Origin of the sequence: Arthrobacter sp. NtRootA1 (assembly GCF_019976975.1) — a bacterium.
GTDB classification, from domain to species: Bacteria; Actinomycetota; Actinomycetes; order Actinomycetales; family Micrococcaceae; genus Arthrobacter; species Arthrobacter aromaticivorans.
Genome location: NZ_AP024630.1, coordinates 2518576 through 2534685, shown reverse-complemented (window position 1 = coordinate 2534685; position 16110 = coordinate 2518576). Strand labels below are relative to the sequence as shown.

The following is a 16110-nucleotide window of genomic DNA, read 5'->3' as shown; positions in this document are numbered from 1 at the left end:
CGATTTCTCACGGCGAACGTTCAGTCATGGGGATTCCTACTGAGCACCACTTTCAGTGCCTCCGTTTCGGCGGCCCGTGAAAAGGTGTCGTAGGCATCCATGATCCGGTCGAGGGGAAAGTGATGCGTGGCGAACTTTTCAGCGGACAGCTTGTGCTGGGCAACCAGGCGCAGCAGCATCGGGGTAGTGTTCGTATTGACCAGGCCCATGCTGATATTGATGTTGCGGATCCACAAGTCTTGCAGGGGCAGTTCCACAGGCTTCCCGTGAACGCCGATGTTGGCCACGTTGCCTCCTGGACGCACCAGCCGCAATGCCATCTCGAAAGTCTCCGGAAGCCCTACCGCTTCCATGGCAACGTCCACGCCGGCACCGTCTGTGAGGGCCAGGACGTCGCTGATCCAATCCGGGCTCTCCGGATTGACGGTGTGCGTAGCCCCGAAATCGGAAGCCCTTTCAAGGCGGCTTTCGTTGGAGTCGATGGCGATAATCGTCGACGCTCCGCAGAGTCCCGCCGTCGACATGACCGCCAAGCCAATGGGTCCGGCACCCACGACGGCGATTATGTCGCCTGGGGCTACGCGGCCGTCCAGCACGCCGATTTCGAAGGCCGTGGGAAGGATATCCGACAGCATGACGGCCTGATCGTCGCTGACGCCGTGCGGGATCTTGTGGAGTGAGTTGTCCGCATAGGGAACGCGAACGAACTCCGCCTGGGTGCCGTCAATGAGATGACCAAAGATCCAGCCCGTACCCACTTGCCCTTCGTCTCCGAGGCAATGCGAAAACAGCCCCTTGCGGCAATTTACGCAGTGTCCACAGGACTTGATGCAAGAAATGATCACACGGTCTCCTGCCCTGATGCCGCTGACGGAACTGCCAACCTCAGTGACCGTACCCACGCCTTCATGGCCAAGGATCCGTCCAGGCTCCACCGCTGGTACGTCACCCTTGAGGATGTGCAGATCAGTGCCGCAGATCGTGGTCGTATCGATGCGCACAACCGCATCAGTGGGTTCGACGATGCCCGGATCCGGAACGTCCTTCCATGCTTTGGTGCCTGGACCGCCGTAAACGAGGGCTTTCATAGTGTTGGTCCGTTCTTTGTATGGCCTCTGTATAGCCTCAGAGGCGTTTCATCCGGCGAGCGCGCAGGGCAGTTTGGAAGTGGGTTAGTGGAAAGTAGCGGTACGGGCGTCGTTCAGGGGGGTTCCCCAAAGGTCCGGTCGTTTGGTCGTGAAGCGGCGGCCAGTGACGGCTTCCGGAATCAGGCGCAGGTAAAAGTCCTTGCTGCCTGGTTGCCAAGGATCCAGTCCCAGCGCGTCTACGCCGGCTCTTTCCTGATGGTCCAGGATCAGGTTCGTCCGGCCTCGAACCACCACACTCCAGGCCTTTCCGCTGTCAGCCCGGTAGCCGTCGATTTCCACGGCGCAAGGCGTGGTCATTGTGCTCCAGAATTTCGTACCCACTCCCGTACGGAAGACGATGCTGTCTCTGTCCAGGACGTAGTTCACTGGAAAGATGTCAGGGTGTCCATCCACCAAGACCGCCAGGCGGCCAACGTTGGTCTGCTCCAACAGGGTCCAGCATTCGTCTGGAGCAAGGCGTTCTACGACGGGATCAGGTTTGGCGTTCATGCCCTCGACGCTAACGCCGGCAGGTCGCCGTCGTTAGGGCCGTTGGTCCCGGGCCATAGGGGTACCGGACGCTGCGGTACCCGAAACTATTCCAAACCTGCGAGGGTTGCATCGTCCAAGGGGCTCCACCACGTCAGGGGCGGCGTCACTTTGAAGCGCCGCCCGGTCATGGAAGTTGGGACGATACGGACAAAATGGTCCTTGCGTCCAGCCTGCCAAGGGAAGAGCAATAGGCCCACGGTGTCCAGCACATCCTGAGTCAGCTTGATGCTCTCTGTTGTCCCCTTGACCACCACGCTCCAGGCAATGCCGGAACTGGCGTCCACACCATCCGCTTCAAGGGCCACAGGCGTTCCCCCAAGGGACGCATGGAGCTTTGTGCCCTCGCCTGTGCGGAAGACCAAGGTTCCGTGGTCAACCTTGTAGTTAATGGGGAAGATATCGGGGTGGTCGTCCGCCCAGACGGCCAGGCGCCCCACCGACACACTGCGGAGGAGTTCCCAGCATTGTTTGATATCCAGGTTCTCTGGCTCGGGGATTGCTGGTTTGTTCGTCATGCGACGACACTAGACCGGCGCACAGCATTGGGACAGGGCACAAAGCCCCTGACCCAGCCCACTGGTGGATGGCTGAATTGACCCGGAGTAGGCTGGCACCGTAGACGGCTGCGACGCCTTCAGGTGTTGCCGGTCCTGGTCGAAAGGTGACAATGAACGGCTCTCCGGACTTACCACGCAACGAGCCCACAAGCCCTCCTGCAGCCCAGTTGGAAGACCTCCTAAAAGACTTCATGGCCCGCGCTGGAGAACTTCTCCAAGCACAGGAGCGAACTCGGGGGCTCCTGGAAGCTGTGGTGGGCGTGGCCGAAGACCTGAGCCTGGAATCGGTGCTGGAGCGGGTTGTCAGATCCGCCTGCGATCTTCTGCGGGCGCGGTATGGCGCCTTGGGTGTCATAGGAGAGGACAACGCGCTCAGTCACTTCATCACGGTCGGCATTGACGATGACTTGGCCACCCGGATCGGGCCGCTTCCCACAGGGCACGGAGTCCTGGGTCTTCTGATCACAGAGCCCGCACCGCTGCGGCTCCATGATCTGAGGCAGCATCCCAAAGCGTATGGTTTCCCCCGGCATCATCCCCCTATGAAGTCCTTCCTCGGTGTCCCGGTCCGCGTCCGGGACACGGTCTTCGGGAACCTCTATTTGACGGAAAAGCACGGGGGTGAGGACTTCACGCCGGAAGATGAGGATCTTGCGGTTGCTTTGGCAGCCGCAGCCGGAGTGGCCATTGAGAATGCCCGCCTTTACGAGGACGCCCGACGCCGGACTTCGTGGCTTGAAGCCTGTATGGACGTTACCGGAAGGATGCTTGAGGACGGCCAGCCAGAACGCACCTCCCTGGACCTCATTGCGGGAAGGGCCTTGCTGGAATCCGAGGCCCGGCTGGCATTGGTCCTGATACCTTCGCCCGAGCAGGATGGCGACTACACCGTGGAAGGCTCCGCCGGCGCGCACGGTGAGACGCTTAGGGGCCGTGTGCTCGCGATGGGGTCCATCGATAACCGCGCCGGCATCTTCGATGGAGCTGCGTCCACTCTCGAGGATCCCTGGCGCCTCGTGGACGGCACTGGTGAGGGCCCGCCGGGTAAATTGCTCATGGTGGACCTCAACGCCCAGGACAGTCACCAAGGGTTTCTGGTACTTGGCCGTCCGGCCGGCACCGGCGCCTTTTCGGCGACCGATGTTGAAATGGCTTCCGTCTACGGCTCCCATGTTGCGCTGGCTTTGGCCCTTGACCGTATCCACCGCTCGCGTGAGCAACTGGTGGTGTTCACGGACCGGGACAGGATCGCCCGGGACCTTCATGATCTGGTCATCCAACGGTTGTTCGCCGCGGGACTGAGCATCCAAAGCCTACGGCGCTACACCTCAACAGGGTCAGCTGCCGGGCGCATTGATGCCATAACGGACGAGCTCGACACCACCATCCGCGATCTTCGGAACACCATCTACTCCTTGCGGGCCAACACCCGTGAAAGTGAACTCCTGAGCAGCCGGATCCTTCGCACCATACAATCCGGCGCAAAAGCGCTGTCGCATGCGCCCCATCTGACACTGACAGGTGCGGTCGACGCCCTGGAAGACGAGGTTGTCGTCGAGAACCTGCTGGCAGTCATTACAGAAAGCCTGAGCAACGCCGTGCGCCATTCCGGGGCAGAAAGAATTACCGTCTCAGTGGCCGTGGAAGACAACGCGCTGATCATGGAACTGGCGGATGATGGCCGCGGGTTCAAGGAGCCTGGTTCCGGCCATGGACTGGGGAATATGGTCCGCCGGGCCGCTGAACTGAATGGTTCATGCACCATCACCAGTACTCCCGGTAAAGGTACTTTGCTCACATGGACCGTTCCGTTGGGCTGAGATGGTCGCCCCGTGCCCCCCCTAACGAACGCTACCTGCATCCTCCTCGGGCGCGTGAGCCATGAAAACCGCAGCCTGGGTCCTGCGCTCGAAACCAAGTTTCGCCAGCAAGGACGAAACATAGTTTTTGACAGTCTTCTCTGCGAGCAGCATCTCCTCGCCAATTTGGCGGTTGGTCATGCCTTGGCCCACGTACTCCAGGACACGCCGCTCCTGCGGTGTCAGGGACGCTACCCGCGGATCCAGCCTCTTTGGCTCCGTGAGTCCCTTGATAATGCGCGTCTTGACTGCCTCATCGAACAATGACTCGCCGCGGGCTGCCCGTCGTAGGGCACCCAGAAGATCCGTACCGCCGATCTCCTTGAGAATGTAGCCAGCCGCCCCTGCCAGTACTGCACCCCGTAGCGCCTGCTCGTCGTCGTAGCTTGTAAGAATAAGACAGTTCAAGCGGGGGTCAACGGAACGGACGTCGCGGCAAACTTCGATCCCTGTCCCGTCCGGAAGCCGTCCATCCAGAACCGAGACGTCCGGGTGCAGCGCTGGTATCCGGCGTGTCGCTTCCTCCGCGGACCCTGACATCCCAACCACTTCGAAACCTTCGCTTTCCAGCAGCTCCTGCAGACCCCTTCGCACCAATTCGTGGTCGTCGAGGATGAACACACGGAGGGGCCGCGACTGCGTGCCCTGGCCGGGTTCCTGTTCGCGATTCATGGGTTTCCTCTCAGGCGCAGGGCGCACGGCACATGCCGATCTTTCAACTCCTCCAAATTGTTGCCGACCTCCTCAGCCGGTCACAAGGGCCCAAGGACCCTGCCAAAGCATTATGACTTTCGGCACTGTTCTGCCACAGGGCTTTGGGCGGACTCTGGGAGTACGGGAGACCGAAAGCTGCCCTGCAGAAGCAGGCGGTGTTTCCACATAATGAAGGAGCAAGATCACCATGAAGAAATGGACGCGATGGCAGGACTGGACGGTTGTCGCAGCCGGCGCCTATGCGGCCCTCTCAGTGCTATGGACCACGCAAATGGGTTCTTCGACGGCGGTAATGGTCACGCTGGGCATACTCCTTGCCATCGGCGGGGTTGTTAACCTTGCCGCGCCGGGGATGCCCGCCGCGGAGTGGGCTCAGGCTGTCATTGCTGTGGCCCTGTTGCTGGCGCCGTGGGTAGCCGGTTTCACGTCAGCCACGGGCGCGGCTTGGACCGCATGGATTGCCGGCGCCGTTGCCTTGGTGGTTACCGCGCTGGCAATAAAGCCCAGTACAGAGGAATACCGGCATCACCACGTCATGCCGTCGTCCTAGGGAGGGCAGATATCTGGCGCCGGAGCACCGCTCGGCGCCAGATGCTTCCCCGGAATCCCCCCAACATAGTCCGCCGGCCAAAGTGGATAGGTTCCCATGCATGACAAACACTCCCCCAAGCTCCGATTTCTCGGCGCAACGGATACGGTAACGGGTTCGCGTTACCTCCTTGGGTTCCAAGGCTCACGGATACTCGTGGACTGCGGACTCTTTCAAGGCTACAAACGGCTGCGGGAACGCAATCGGAGACCCTTCCCGGTTGCACCCTCCTCCATCGACGCCGTACTTCTGACGCATGCCCACTTGGACCATACCGGTTACGTCCCTGCCCTGGTGCGCGACGGTTTTCGCGGGCCCGTCTACGCGACACATGGAACCAGCCAGCTATGCAAACTCTTGTTGCCCGACAGCGGGCATCTGCAGGAAGAGGAAGCCCGCTACGCAGGCCATACCGGCTCTTCGGTCCACGTGCCCGCCCTTCCGCTCTACACCGCCGCGGACGCCGTCAAATCACTGAACAGCTTCAGACCCGTGGATTTCAACGCGACCATCGAAGTCGCCCCCGCCATAGACGCAACATTCGTCCCGGCAGGCCACATCCTGGGGGCGGCCCAAATCCTTCTCCAATTGGGCGGCCACACCGTCCACTTCACAGGAGACTTGGGTCGGGCGGATGATCCCTTCATGTACCCGCCCCGTGATCTTGAGGAAACTGACGTCCTGGTAACTGAGTCCACGTACGGCAACCGGGCACACCCCTTGGGCAGTTCTGAAAATGAACTCGAAGAAGTCGTCAACCGGGTTACCAAGCGCGGCGGTGTAATCCTTATCGCGGCGTTTGCAGTGGGCCGTGCCGAAACTTTGATGCTGCAGTTGGCGCGTCTGCGCCGAAAAGGAAGTATTCCGGACATACCGGTCTACCTCAACAGTCCCATGGCCATCGATGCCTCCTACATGTACCAGCAGCACCCGGAGGAGCATCGCTTACGTCCCGAGGAGTTCAAGGGCATGTACGCGCTTGCCACCATGACCAGGAGCGCGGATGACTCGAAGCTCCTCAACCTGCGTGGCGGTCCGATGATCATCATTTCAGCCAGCGGAATGTTGACCGGCGGGAGGATCCTGCACCATATACAGGCGTACGGGTCCGATCCGAAGAATGCCCTAGTGCTGAGCGGCTACCAGGCCGCCGGAACCCGCGGTGCGGCACTGGCGGGCGGTGCCCGCGAACTCCGGATTTATGGACAGGATGTTCCGATACGAGCAGAAGTTGTCCAACTTGAGGGCTTCAGTGCACACGCCGACGCCGACGCGATCATCCGTTGGATGCGTTCGGCTCCGCGGGCGCCACGGATGACGTATGTCACCCATGGTGAACCAGACGCTTCAGATGCGTTACGTCTCCGGATCAAACGCGAATTGGGCTGGAATGCGAGGGTTCCGGAGTACCTGGAGACCGTCTCACTTCAGGCTCCGGACTAATGGCGCAGTTTGCATCCATCCGAAACTTCGTGGGACTTCCGACCCTAACTCTTAGGAAAGGGAAGACGGAAACTGGACTCACAAAGCCCCGGGCTCAACCCTCCGGGGAACCATCCAAGAAGAATGGGACCCGTCATGAAGGAAGCAATTGTCGTTGGTGTCAGTGATTCGCCCAGCAGCGATGCCGCAACACGTTGGGCGATGCAGAGGGCGGCCGCCCTGAAGCTACCAGTGCAGCTTGTTCACGCCGTGGATGATCGTTGGGCATATGACGCCATTGGATATAACGAATGGATCAGGGAGTCGGGCGACAAATTCCTTGCTACGGCCAAGGACCGGGCCAGCAAACTTGAACCAACTGTAGAGGTAACCACCGATCTGGTCTCAGGAGGGGCCGGATACGCGCTGCGCAAGAAGTCAAAGAAGGCCTCGATGGTGGTTATCGGATCCGGGCACAGCTGGGTTGGAGGGTCACTGACTGACCGTGCACTGCAGGTTGCCGCCGTGGCACAGTGCCCTGTGGCCGTCATCGGAGAGCACGACATGGCGAACCGGCACGGCGTCCTGGTCGGCACGGACGGCTCGGAAGAGTCCACCCAGGCCGTTGCGTTTGCTGCAGCCGAAGCCGACAGGGAAGGGCAGGAACTCACCGTGCTTCACGCCTTCCACCTGCCCGAGCCCGTGGTTAGCCGCGGCATGCCCCCAGGAAACTTCTCCGAAATCGTCGCGGAGGAAGAACGCGTGGTGTTGGCCGAAACGGTAGCTGGGCTGGCAGACAAGTACCCTGACCTCAAGGTGCATCAGGTTCTGGAGACCCACATGCGGCCGGCCGAGGCACTGCTCGCCGCTGCCGCAACTGCCCGCTTACTGGTTGTCGGCAGTAAAGGGCGTGGGGGTTTCAAGCGCCTTCTGTTGGGATCCACAGCACACTCAGTGCTTGGCCAACTGCCATGCCCGGTGATCATTAGCCGGGTCCATGCAGTGAAGCACTCGGAGTAGCTTTGGGAAGCACTCAGGGAGTTGTGCGGGCCCCGGTTCCATCCATTGGTTCCGGGGCCCCGGACGCTATGACGGTTCAGCGTGCCTGACGACTATCACCGGGCAGCCGGCGTGGTGCAGCACCGCGTGTGCAGTTGAACCAATGCTGCCCCTGACGAGGCCGTGACCTGCACTCCCAACAATGACAACCTCGGCATCACTTGTTGCGCTCAGGAGGGTTCCCGCTACGGATGTTCCGGTCAGCAGGACGTCCGCCACGTCCAGGCCCGGGAAAGCGTTGCGTACCGACCGGACCGCCGAGTCAAGCATTTCCCGGGCACCGGGTCCGCCAGCCGGGTCGTGACCGTCGTGCTTCCTGCGAACGTGCACCGCCCTAAGGCTGGCGTTGGACTGGGACGCGTAGGACGCCGCGTACCTTAGCGTGGCCTCCCAGCCTTCCCCGTCAATTCCGACGACGACCGGCCCACCTGGACGCTCCACGGGACCGATAACGGCCACGGGACATACAGCAGTGGCAGCCAGCTCGAGGCTTACCGATCCCACCAGCAGGCCCAGGAATCCCCCCATGCCCCGGGTACCCACAACAAGAAGAGAAGCCCGTGAAGCGAGTCTGCGAAGATTCTCAGCCGGCCACCCGTATACCAGGCTGGTTGTGACCTCGAGATTGGTAGATACCTCGCGAGCGCGGGCCACGCCATCGGAAACGATCGACTCGGCCGCGTGGCGCAAGCCGCTTTCGGCGATTCCAGGCACAGGGTCCATGTTGTGCGTTATGACGGGCCAGAGCGAGCAGTGCACCAATTGCAGCGGGCAGTTTCTCCTGTCGGCCAGCCGGGCAGCCCAGTGCACTGCCCTGTCTGCTTCGTGTGAGCCGTCGTAACCAACGACGATCAGCTCTGTGTCGTTCATGGTTGCATCCTCACTCCGCCACCCCTGCCCACGGGTGTTCTCAGGCCAGGTAGACGTGGCGGCCCGTCAGCTCGACGGCCTGGATCCGGACGAAGAGGTCACGTCCGCCGCCAGCCCAAGGCTCGTGCATAGCCTTGCCCCAGAGCTGGGTCAACAACTCATGCTCAACGACATGGGAGGACGGGCCACTGGCCAGCACCGACCAGCCTTCGCTCCTGTCCGCCCGGAAGTCGTCAACCTGGAACGATATCTGCATCCGTGCAAATGGCTCACCGATGAGCCCTTCCGCAGCTGTGCGGAAGTAGATGTTGTTCTCGTGGATCACGTGGTTGACGGGCAGGATCATCACCCTCCCGTGGTGCACGAATCCAACCCTGCCGGTTGTATGGGATCGTAGCAATTCCCAGCACTGCTCTTTGCTTAGATCTTCGCTGACATGCCGTGCTCCGTCGATCCGGCTGGGTTCCATGCTTGGCAACGTCATCTTTATCTCCTCCATTGGGCGGGTGCGTTCACCCGTCGCCTACTGCGAGCCTAGGAAGTCCGGGGCATGTGGACCTAGGGCCAAAAGGCCCCGCCTACGCTTTCGGTGTCAAGTTGCACTGTCAAGAACTTCGGCCAGGATTCCTCCCCAACGGGTCGCGCGTTCAAGCTGGTCCGGGCCGACGGATGGCGTGGCGTCTACCTCGAAGCTCTGGGGCTCAGCAATCAGCGTGAAACCGGCTTTGCGTAGTCCGGTTGCGATGCCTTTGGATGCCCTTCCGGTGAGGAATGCAGGTCCGTGGTTGCGGGTATCGAATGATGCCGCCTTTTGGCCCTGGAAAGCCGGACGGAGCTGCGACAGCCACTCCCGCACGCCAACGGTCAGATTGGCATCCGGCACATCGGAACCACTTGCAGCCGCCACGTTGATGGCGGACCGTCTCGTTGACGATCGACTCATGCCGTGCACATGCGTCGGCCCTCCGACGATCAGCAAATCGCAAGCACCCGGTTCTTCCCCCGTGAGTTCGGCAACAGAGACAGTCCGGGCTTCGCCCCTGTCACTGAACCCCGCTGCAATTGCCTCCGCTACGCGGCGGGTATTCCCGTACACGGTTTCGTACACAATAAGAACATCCATTACTGGCTCCTGCCGCTGTCCGCCGTCGAACCCTTCTCCGGCTCATGCACAACGAGTACCGGGCAGTGGGCGTGTGCGACGCACGCTGAGCTGACAGATCCAACCAACAGTCCGCCGAACCCGCCATGTCCGCGCCGGCCAACGACGATCAAATCCGCCTCACGGCTGGCTTCGATGAGGCCTTGCCGGGGATGATTGCGGACGAGGTGGGACACGACGTTTTCCGGGATGGCAGGACCAAATGCTTTTTCCACTGATTGCTTGAGGACCTCCCCTGCGGCTTCCTCGAAGCCGGTGATTCCCATGGCAAGGTAGCCCTCATAGACGCGGGGATACTCCCAGAAAGCCGTAGCAACCACCTCAGCGCCCAAGGGCGCAGCCAAACGTTGGGCTTCCCGGAGTGCCGCGATTGATGCCTCCGACCCATCGACTCCAACGATGATAGTGCCCGCTGAATCTGAGTTGTTCATAGCCGTCCTCCCACCGAACAAAGCATTTGTACTGCCACATTCTCGTGAAAGCCCGGCGCCAACCAGAGTCTTAGGTCACGACGTGCTCACAGGACGTCGTTGGATTTTCCCGAGTCGTTGGATGTGTCCGAGCGGAGTCCCGCAATGGTTTGCCGGAGCGTCCGAATGGTGTCGTCCAGTTCCGACGATACGTCCTTCATCCGCTCCAAGGCTGAAGGGTCCTCCATGAATCGCCGAAGGTTCTGAATTCCCAGCCCTGCGGCAAAGAGGCGTTGGATGACGAGGTCGTGCAGGTCACGCGCGATTCGTTCCCTGTCCGTCAGCAGCAGCGCCTGTTCCCGGAGGGCGCTGACTCGCGCCAGGTCCAATGCGAGACCCACCCGGCTGCCAAACAAGGCGCTTGATTCAATATCTGAGCGGGTGTAGAGGGCGCCGCCCACTGGACGGGCCAGCAGGAGGACTCCGTTCCCAGTCCCGCGGTGTCCCAGGGCGGAAACCAGCACCGTGCCGAGCTTTTCCGACACCCCGGCCCCGAACACCACCGCGGCGTCGTTCACGAGCTGGGATTCTCCCGTTTCCAGCACCGACGCCACGACGTCATTGGCTGGAAGCTCTTGGCCCGAGTACAACCCCTGCACCCCTACAGCCGAACGGCAGCGCAGTATTCCAGTTGGAGTCGGTACGGCTACGACGCCAAGGATAGAGTCGGAGGCCCGCAAGGCAGTTTCGGCAACACGGTCAAGATTGGCCGAGCCACTGTCCGTCTGGCTGGCGATCAGGCGGCCGCCCAACTCCATTCCGGCTTCCAGCCACCGCTGCCGGCGACGGCTCTCTTCGAAAAGGCGGGCATTCTGGATGGCAACACCGGCAGCCGCTGCCAAAGCGATGGCAAGTTCCTGATCCGCTGCGGTGAAGTCCTGGCCATTGCTCTTTTCGGTGAGGTACAAATTGCCAAAAACGATGTCCCGGACCCTGATGGGAACGCCAAGAAAAGTCTTCATGGGCGGGTGGTTCTCCGGGAAACCAGCAGCCATCGGATGATCGCGCAGGTCGTGGAGCCGCAGGGGTTCCGGCTCCCGGATCAAGTGCCCCAGCACCCCATGTCCGGTCGGAAGGTCGCCAATGGAGCTTATGCCGTCCTCGTCGATGCCCACCGTGATGAAGTGGCTCAGACGCTGGTCCTCGCCGATCACGCCCAGCGCTCCGTACTTGGCGTCCACCAGCACACAGGCCGATTTGACCACGCGATCGAGAACGGCTTCCAGGCTGAGGTCCTCAGCGATTGAAACGACTGCTGCGAGCAGCCCGTTCATTTGTTCTTGGGCGTGGAGCAACTCATCTGCCCGCTCCACGAATTCGCGGAGCAGTGTGTCCACACGCCCTTTCACCGGGGCGCTCCAGTAGTGGTCCTCGTCCATTGGGATACCGGACTCCCTTGCGTCGGTCCACGGGTGTCTCTTGGTTGAGTCTAGGGGAAATCACGGGATACGGACATATGTCCCGGAACGTCTGAAGGGAGCACTTGCCGGGCCATGACCTTTGGCCCTAGACCAACGTCCCCATATCCGGAACCCTTTTATCTGAGCGTGAACAGCGTGGAGGTAGCATGCACCGTACGAGGGGTGCAAACGATTGCAGCGAGGGTTGCAGCCAGTGACCAATTCGTACGGTCGGCCTGCGGGTCTTACGGCCGAGGAAGTCTCGCAGCGGGTCCGTGACGGCATGGTCAACGTCATGCCCGACCCAACCAGCCGAAGCTTGGCGGCTATCGTCCGCGCCAACGTCCTTACGCTTTTCAACGGCATAGTGCTGTCCGGGTTTATGCTTCTGCTCTTCCTCGGACAGTGGCAAGACGCCCTTTTCGGGTTGGCGGCCATCGGAAACGCCCTCATTGGCGTGATTCAGGAATACCGCGCCAAACGATCACTCGATCGCCTGACCATCATCCACGCAGCCACGGCCAGAGTGGTCCGGGACGGACATAACCAGGAAATTCCCGCAACCGGACTGGTGATGGATGACCTGCTGTTGCTTGGCGCCGGCGATCAACTGCCAGCTGACGCAGTTGTCATCGGGGACGGTTCCCTGGAGGTGGACGAGTCGTTGCTCACCGGCGAATCCGCACCTGTCCCCAAGCGCAGCGGGGACCTGCTGTTGTCTGGCTCCTTGGTTTTTGCCGGGTCCGGTTCTGCCAGGCTCATCAGGGTCGGCAGGGAAACATTTGCCAACCGCCTGACAGCTGATGCCAAACGCTTTTCCCTTGTGACCTCCGAAATACGCAGGGGAATCGACAAGGTGCTTGGTGTCGTGGCCTGGATCGTCCTGCCGGTGACGCTGCTGGTATTGAATTCGCAGTTTGTCCAGCAGGACGGCTGGGAGGCAGCATTGGCTTCCGGGGATTGGCGGCAGAGCGCTGTATCCACAGTAGCAAGTACCATAGCCATGATTCCCCTCGGCTTGGTGCTATTGACCTCCGTCGCCTTCGCAGTTGGTGCCGTTCGCCTGGCCCGGCAGAAAGTCCTCATCCAGGAACTGGCAGCTGTTGAAGTACTCGCCCGCGTGGACGTCCTGTGCTTGGACAAGACAGGAACGCTCACGGACGGACAAATGGCCTTCGACGCCGTCCACCACCTCCGGGACGACGCTATGGATGGCTGGAGCGAGGCATTGGAATGGTTTGGTGCCAATCAGCCGGCCAACGCCACCTCACGGTCCGTCGGGGAGGCTTTCCCCCTGAAACGGGAGCCGTACGCCTTGGCTTCAGTGCCGTTCGACTCAGCGCGGAAGTGGAGTTCGGTGACACTCGAAAAATCCCAGGGCGGCTCCTGCACGTGGGTACTTGGGGCCCCGGAAGTTGTCCTGGCGGGAGGCCATCCTGGCTGCAGTTCCGCACGGCAACGGGCTGAACGGCTGATTTCGTCCGGTTTCCGAACCATGGCGTTAAGCCGCTCCATTTTGGACACTGATGGGTCCCAGATCCGCTTGCCCCCCGATTGCGAACCGGTGCTGCTCCTGACATTCCGTGAAAGTATGAGGCAGGATGCACCGCGCACGCTGGCCTACTTCCGTGAAGAGGGAGTGGCCATAAAGATTCTTTCCGGCGATAATCCGCGCACAGTTGGTCTGCTGGCCGGCAAGCTGGGCCTGGAAGACACGGGTGCAATCGACGCCAGCACCTTGCCGGAAGATCGCGCAGTGTTGGAAAGGCTCATCGAAGAACATTCGGTGTTCGGACGCGTCTCCCCGAAGCAAAAGAGGGAGCTGGTGCTCGCCTTGCAGCGCCGGGGCCACACAATTGCGATGACGGGAGACGGTGTCAATGACACCTTGGCGCTCAAAGTCGCAGACCTTGGCATTGCGATGGACTCTGCAGCGCCGGCCACCAAGGCTGTGGCGCGCATCGTCCTGCTCGACGGCAAATTCAGCCGGCTTCCTGCAGTGGTGGCTGAAGGGCGCAGGGTAATCAACAACATGGAGCGGGTTTCCATGTTGTTTCTCAGCAAAACGGCCTATGCGGTTGCTATTTCCGTGTTCTGCGGGACGCTCCTGCTGCCCTTTCCATTCCTTCCACGCCAACTGTCCGCCGTCGATGGACTGACCATCGGGCTGCCCGCGTTCTTCCTGGCCTTGCTTCCCAATTCGCGTGGCTATACCCGCGGATTCCTGCGCCGCTCGCTGTCCTTCGCTGTACCTGCGGGGCTGGCCACCGCAGCAGGGGTAACCGCGCTCAATTACTACGTCGAAGCCACAGGCAACTTCAGCATCGACCAGGCCCGCTCCGCATCGACCATGGCTTTGACACTCATTGGTTCGTGGATCCTGGCAGTCATCGCGCGTCCGCTCGACGCCAGGAAAACGGCTGTCCTTGTGTCGATGTATATCGGCACCATCAGTGTGTTCAGTTTCCCGCTGCTCAGTGACTTCTTCCGGCTCGACTGGCCCCCGGGCGATCTCTTACCGGTGACGTTGGTAGTTGCGGTGGCGTCCAGCGCCGCCGTCGAGATCGCAGGACGACTCCGCAGGAGGATCCCGCCCGGCCCCAAGAGTGGTGTCCCGTGACCTTTGGCTCTGGTTTGGGCCCATCCAACCTGCAAGCCTCGTGGCAGTGAATCATGGAAGGACGTAGTAATGCGTGCATGGTGGGTAGGTAATCCCGGACCAATATCGACCCGGCCCTTGGTGCAAGGAAATCGGACAGATCCCCGGCCCAAAGCCGGGGAGATATTGATCCGTGTGAGTGTGTGCGGTGTATGCCGGACCGACCTGCACTTGGCTGAAGGTGATTTGCCGCCGCGCGGCGCCAACGTGGTTCCGGGCCACGAGGCCGTTGGGACTGTGCTCGAAACCGGCTCGAATGAAAGCAGGTTCGCGCCGGGCGACCGCGTAGGCGTGGCATGGCTCGGTGGCACCTGCGGAACCTGTACCTTCTGCCGACGGGGCAAGGAAAACCTTTGCCTGGCACCAACCTTCACGGGATGGGACCGCGACGGTGGATTCGCGGAGCTGCTAACAGCCCAGGAGGATTTTGTCTATGCCGTCCCCGCCCGCTTCACGGACGAACAGGCCGCTCCCCTTCTCTGCTCGGGAATTATCGGCTACCGCGCGCTGAAACGATCTTCCCTACCGCCAGGTGGGCGCCTGGGCATCTACGGTTTCGGGGGCTCTGCTCACCTCACCGCCCAGATTGCGATGCATCAGGGCGCCTCGGTCTTCGTCATGACACGTTCAGCCGAAGCCCAGGCGCTTGCCCGTTCCCTTGGTGCGGAGTACGTTGGGGGCGCCGCAGACGTTCCTCCGGTAAAACTCGACTCCGCCATTCTTTTCGCACCGGCGGGAAATCTGGTGCCCTACGCATTGAGGTCGCTGGACCGCGGCGGAACCCTGGCCATTGCCGGCATACACCTCACGGACATTCCATCACTCCGGTATGCCGACGACCTGTTCTACGAACGCCAGGTCCGGAGCGTAACAGCCAATACGCGCGCGGACGGCGTAGAACTGCTGGCCATCGCAGCGGACATGGCATTGACACCGACCACAACCACGTACGACTTCGCGCGGGCAGACCAGGCCCTGGACGACCTGGCCAACGACCGGATCACCGGAGCTGCCGTGCTCCGCGTCCACTGACCATTAGAGGCCCCGGCAGGTGGCCAGGACCGGTTCGCTGGCTTCGAAGGACTTTCGACTCTGGATGGCCGTCCCTTGGTGACCGAGGCTATAAGTGCCCGGGGAACCAGTCCCGGCGTTGATTACACCAGAGTTGATCGGACCAGGAGGAAGACATGACGGACTTGATGAAATGGTTTGACTCGCGTCGTTCGCCCATTGAGCTAATCGAGAGGCTCTTCGATGCAGACACCGGCACGGGTGCGATAAGGGTTGAAGAAGTGATTGAGGGCAACACCTTGGTTGTCCGGGCCGAGCTCCCCGGAATCGATCCCGAAAAGGACGCTGAAATCACCGTCTCCGATGGCGCATTGACGATCAAGGCCGAAAGGCAGGAGAAGAAAGAGCAGAAGGACAAAGACAGTTATCGCTCAGAGTTCCGCTACGGATCCTTCTTCCGGCGCGTCCCGCTACCTGACGGGGTGCAGGAAAGTGATGTTAAGGCGTCGTATAAAGACGGGGTCCTGGAAGTAAGGGCTCCCATCCCGGAGCCGGCGTCGGTAGCCTCCCATTCAAGAATCCCCATCACCAGGGAGTAGTCGTTTGGCCCGGCCTCACCGGGCCAATCGATTTGTCGGGAACTTTGCTTCCGGCCGGGT

General features: G+C 61.2%; 16 protein-coding genes. 7 read left to right on the top strand and 9 right to left on the bottom strand.

Annotation, left to right across the window (positions count from 1 at the left end; translation table 11 throughout):
• Positions 1–20 precede the first annotated feature (20 nt).
• The 3 genes from LDN90_RS11320 to LDN90_RS11310 form a co-directional block, all read right to left on the bottom strand.
• Positions 21–1088, bottom strand: a complete 1068-nt coding sequence (locus LDN90_RS11320) for a zinc-dependent alcohol dehydrogenase family protein (protein ID WP_223949130.1) — start codon at positions 1086–1088, stop codon at positions 21–23.
• An 84-nt stretch (positions 1089–1172) separates the two neighbouring features.
• Positions 1173–1637, bottom strand: coding sequence for a pyridoxamine 5'-phosphate oxidase family protein (locus tag LDN90_RS11315; protein WP_223949129.1), 465 nt, complete (start codon positions 1635–1637; stop codon positions 1173–1175).
• Positions 1638–1723: 86 nt separating this feature from the next.
• On the bottom strand, positions 1724–2194 hold the full coding sequence (locus LDN90_RS11310) for a pyridoxamine 5'-phosphate oxidase family protein (protein WP_223949128.1): 471 nt from the start codon (positions 2192–2194) through the stop codon (positions 1724–1726).
• 152 nt (positions 2195–2346) lie between these two features.
• Between LDN90_RS11310 and LDN90_RS11305 the strand changes: the two genes are divergently transcribed.
• The gene (locus LDN90_RS11305; protein WP_216923630.1) at positions 2347–4056 is read left to right on the top strand and encodes a GAF domain-containing sensor histidine kinase; all 1710 of its coding nucleotides are present in this window, start codon (positions 2347–2349) and stop codon (positions 4054–4056) included.
• 21 nt (positions 4057–4077) lie between these two features.
• Here LDN90_RS11305 and LDN90_RS11300 read toward each other — a convergent pair whose 3' ends face one another.
• The gene (locus LDN90_RS11300) at positions 4078–4767 is read right to left on the bottom strand and encodes a response regulator transcription factor (RefSeq protein ID WP_216923629.1); all 690 of its coding nucleotides are present in this window, start codon (positions 4765–4767) and stop codon (positions 4078–4080) included.
• Positions 4768–4996: 229 nt separating this feature from the next.
• Between LDN90_RS11300 and LDN90_RS11295 the strand changes: the two genes are divergently transcribed.
• The 3 genes from LDN90_RS11295 to LDN90_RS11285 all read left to right on the top strand — a co-directional run bounded on the left by LDN90_RS11295 (position 4997) and on the right by LDN90_RS11285 (position 7840).
• Positions 4997–5359: an SPW repeat protein gene (locus tag LDN90_RS11295; protein WP_216923628.1), complete on the top strand. Its 363-nt coding sequence runs from the start codon at positions 4997–4999 to the stop codon at positions 5357–5359.
• A gap of 96 nt (positions 5360–5455) precedes the next feature.
• Entirely contained in the window at positions 5456–6841 is a 1386-nt protein-coding gene (locus LDN90_RS11290; protein ID WP_223949127.1) for an MBL fold metallo-hydrolase, read from the top strand.
• Between the two features lie 135 nt (positions 6842–6976).
• A complete protein-coding gene (locus tag LDN90_RS11285) occupies positions 6977–7840 on the top strand; it encodes a universal stress protein (protein WP_216923626.1) in 864 nt (287 codons plus the stop codon).
• Between the two features lie 66 nt (positions 7841–7906).
• Here LDN90_RS11285 and LDN90_RS11280 read toward each other — a convergent pair whose 3' ends face one another.
• The 5 genes from LDN90_RS11280 to LDN90_RS11260 all read right to left on the bottom strand — a co-directional run bounded on the left by LDN90_RS11280 (position 7907) and on the right by LDN90_RS11260 (position 11760).
• Entirely contained in the window at positions 7907–8749 is an 843-nt protein-coding gene (locus LDN90_RS11280; protein WP_223949126.1) for a universal stress protein, read from the bottom strand.
• 40 nt (positions 8750–8789) lie between these two features.
• Positions 8790–9233 carry a pyridoxamine 5'-phosphate oxidase family protein gene (locus LDN90_RS11275; protein ID WP_223949125.1) on the bottom strand — a complete coding sequence of 148 codons (444 nt, stop codon included), beginning with the start codon at positions 9231–9233 and terminating at the stop codon, positions 8790–8792.
• A 108-nt stretch (positions 9234–9341) separates the two neighbouring features.
• A complete protein-coding gene (locus LDN90_RS11270) occupies positions 9342–9872 on the bottom strand; it encodes a flavodoxin domain-containing protein (protein WP_216923623.1) in 531 nt (176 codons plus the stop codon).
• Positions 9872–10342, bottom strand: coding sequence for a universal stress protein (locus LDN90_RS11265; RefSeq protein ID WP_223949124.1), 471 nt, complete (start codon positions 10340–10342; stop codon positions 9872–9874). Before LDN90_RS11265 ends, LDN90_RS11270 begins: the two co-directional genes overlap by 1 nt.
• Positions 10343–10428: 86 nt before the next feature.
• On the bottom strand, positions 10429–11760 hold the full coding sequence (locus LDN90_RS11260; RefSeq protein ID WP_346347007.1) for a GAF domain-containing protein: 1332 nt from the start codon (positions 11758–11760) through the stop codon (positions 10429–10431).
• A 235-nt stretch (positions 11761–11995) separates the two neighbouring features.
• Here LDN90_RS11260 and LDN90_RS11255 point away from each other — a divergent pair, with 235 nt between their 5' ends.
• The 3 genes from LDN90_RS11255 to LDN90_RS11245 all read left to right on the top strand — a co-directional run bounded on the left by LDN90_RS11255 (position 11996) and on the right by LDN90_RS11245 (position 16050).
• Complete coding sequence (locus tag LDN90_RS11255; RefSeq protein WP_223949123.1) at positions 11996–14401, top strand: HAD-IC family P-type ATPase; 2406 nt, start codon at positions 11996–11998, stop codon at positions 14399–14401.
• Between the two features lie 69 nt (positions 14402–14470).
• A complete protein-coding gene (locus LDN90_RS11250; protein ID WP_223949122.1) occupies positions 14471–15472 on the top strand; it encodes a zinc-dependent alcohol dehydrogenase family protein in 1002 nt (333 codons plus the stop codon).
• A gap of 155 nt (positions 15473–15627) precedes the next feature.
• Positions 15628–16050, top strand: a complete 423-nt coding sequence (locus tag LDN90_RS11245) for an Hsp20/alpha crystallin family protein (RefSeq protein WP_216923619.1) — start codon at positions 15628–15630, stop codon at positions 16048–16050.
• Positions 16051–16110: the final 60 nt, after the last annotated feature.

Excerpts from the sequence above, each read along its gene's own strand:
- LDN90_RS11270 (WP_216923623.1), bottom strand. The coding sequence starts at position 9,872 with ATGGATGTTCTTATTGTGTACGAAACCGTGTACGGGAATACCCGCCGC.
- LDN90_RS11285 (WP_216923626.1), top strand. The coding sequence starts at position 6,977 with ATGAAGGAAGCAATTGTCGTTGGTGTCAGTGATTCGCCCAGCAGCGAT.
- LDN90_RS11275 (WP_223949125.1), bottom strand. The coding sequence starts at position 9,233 with ATGACGTTGCCAAGCATGGAACCCAGCCGGATCGACGGAGCACGGCAT.
- LDN90_RS11310 (WP_223949128.1), bottom strand. The coding sequence starts at position 2,194 with ATGACGAACAAACCAGCAATCCCCGAGCCAGAGAACCTGGATATCAAA.
- LDN90_RS11245 (WP_216923619.1), top strand. The coding sequence starts at position 15,628 with ATGACGGACTTGATGAAATGGTTTGACTCGCGTCGTTCGCCCATTGAG.
- LDN90_RS11295 (WP_216923628.1), top strand. The coding sequence starts at position 4,997 with ATGAAGAAATGGACGCGATGGCAGGACTGGACGGTTGTCGCAGCCGGC.
- LDN90_RS11250 (WP_223949122.1), top strand. The coding sequence starts at position 14,471 with ATGCGTGCATGGTGGGTAGGTAATCCCGGACCAATATCGACCCGGCCC.
- LDN90_RS11265 (WP_223949124.1), bottom strand. The coding sequence starts at position 10,342 with ATGAACAACTCAGATTCAGCGGGCACTATCATCGTTGGAGTCGATGGG.
- LDN90_RS11300 (WP_216923629.1), bottom strand. The coding sequence starts at position 4,767 with ATGAATCGCGAACAGGAACCCGGCCAGGGCACGCAGTCGCGGCCCCTC.
- LDN90_RS11320 (WP_223949130.1), bottom strand. The coding sequence starts at position 1,088 with ATGAAAGCCCTCGTTTACGGCGGTCCAGGCACCAAAGCATGGAAGGAC.
- LDN90_RS11290 (WP_223949127.1), top strand. The coding sequence starts at position 5,456 with ATGCATGACAAACACTCCCCCAAGCTCCGATTTCTCGGCGCAACGGAT.
- LDN90_RS11280 (WP_223949126.1), bottom strand. The coding sequence starts at position 8,749 with ATGAACGACACAGAGCTGATCGTCGTTGGTTACGACGGCTCACACGAA.
- LDN90_RS11260 (WP_346347007.1), bottom strand. The coding sequence starts at position 11,760 with ATGGACGAGGACCACTACTGGAGCGCCCCGGTGAAAGGGCGTGTGGAC.
- LDN90_RS11305 (WP_216923630.1), top strand. The coding sequence starts at position 2,347 with ATGAACGGCTCTCCGGACTTACCACGCAACGAGCCCACAAGCCCTCCT.
- LDN90_RS11315 (WP_223949129.1), bottom strand. The coding sequence starts at position 1,637 with ATGAACGCCAAACCTGATCCCGTCGTAGAACGCCTTGCTCCAGACGAA.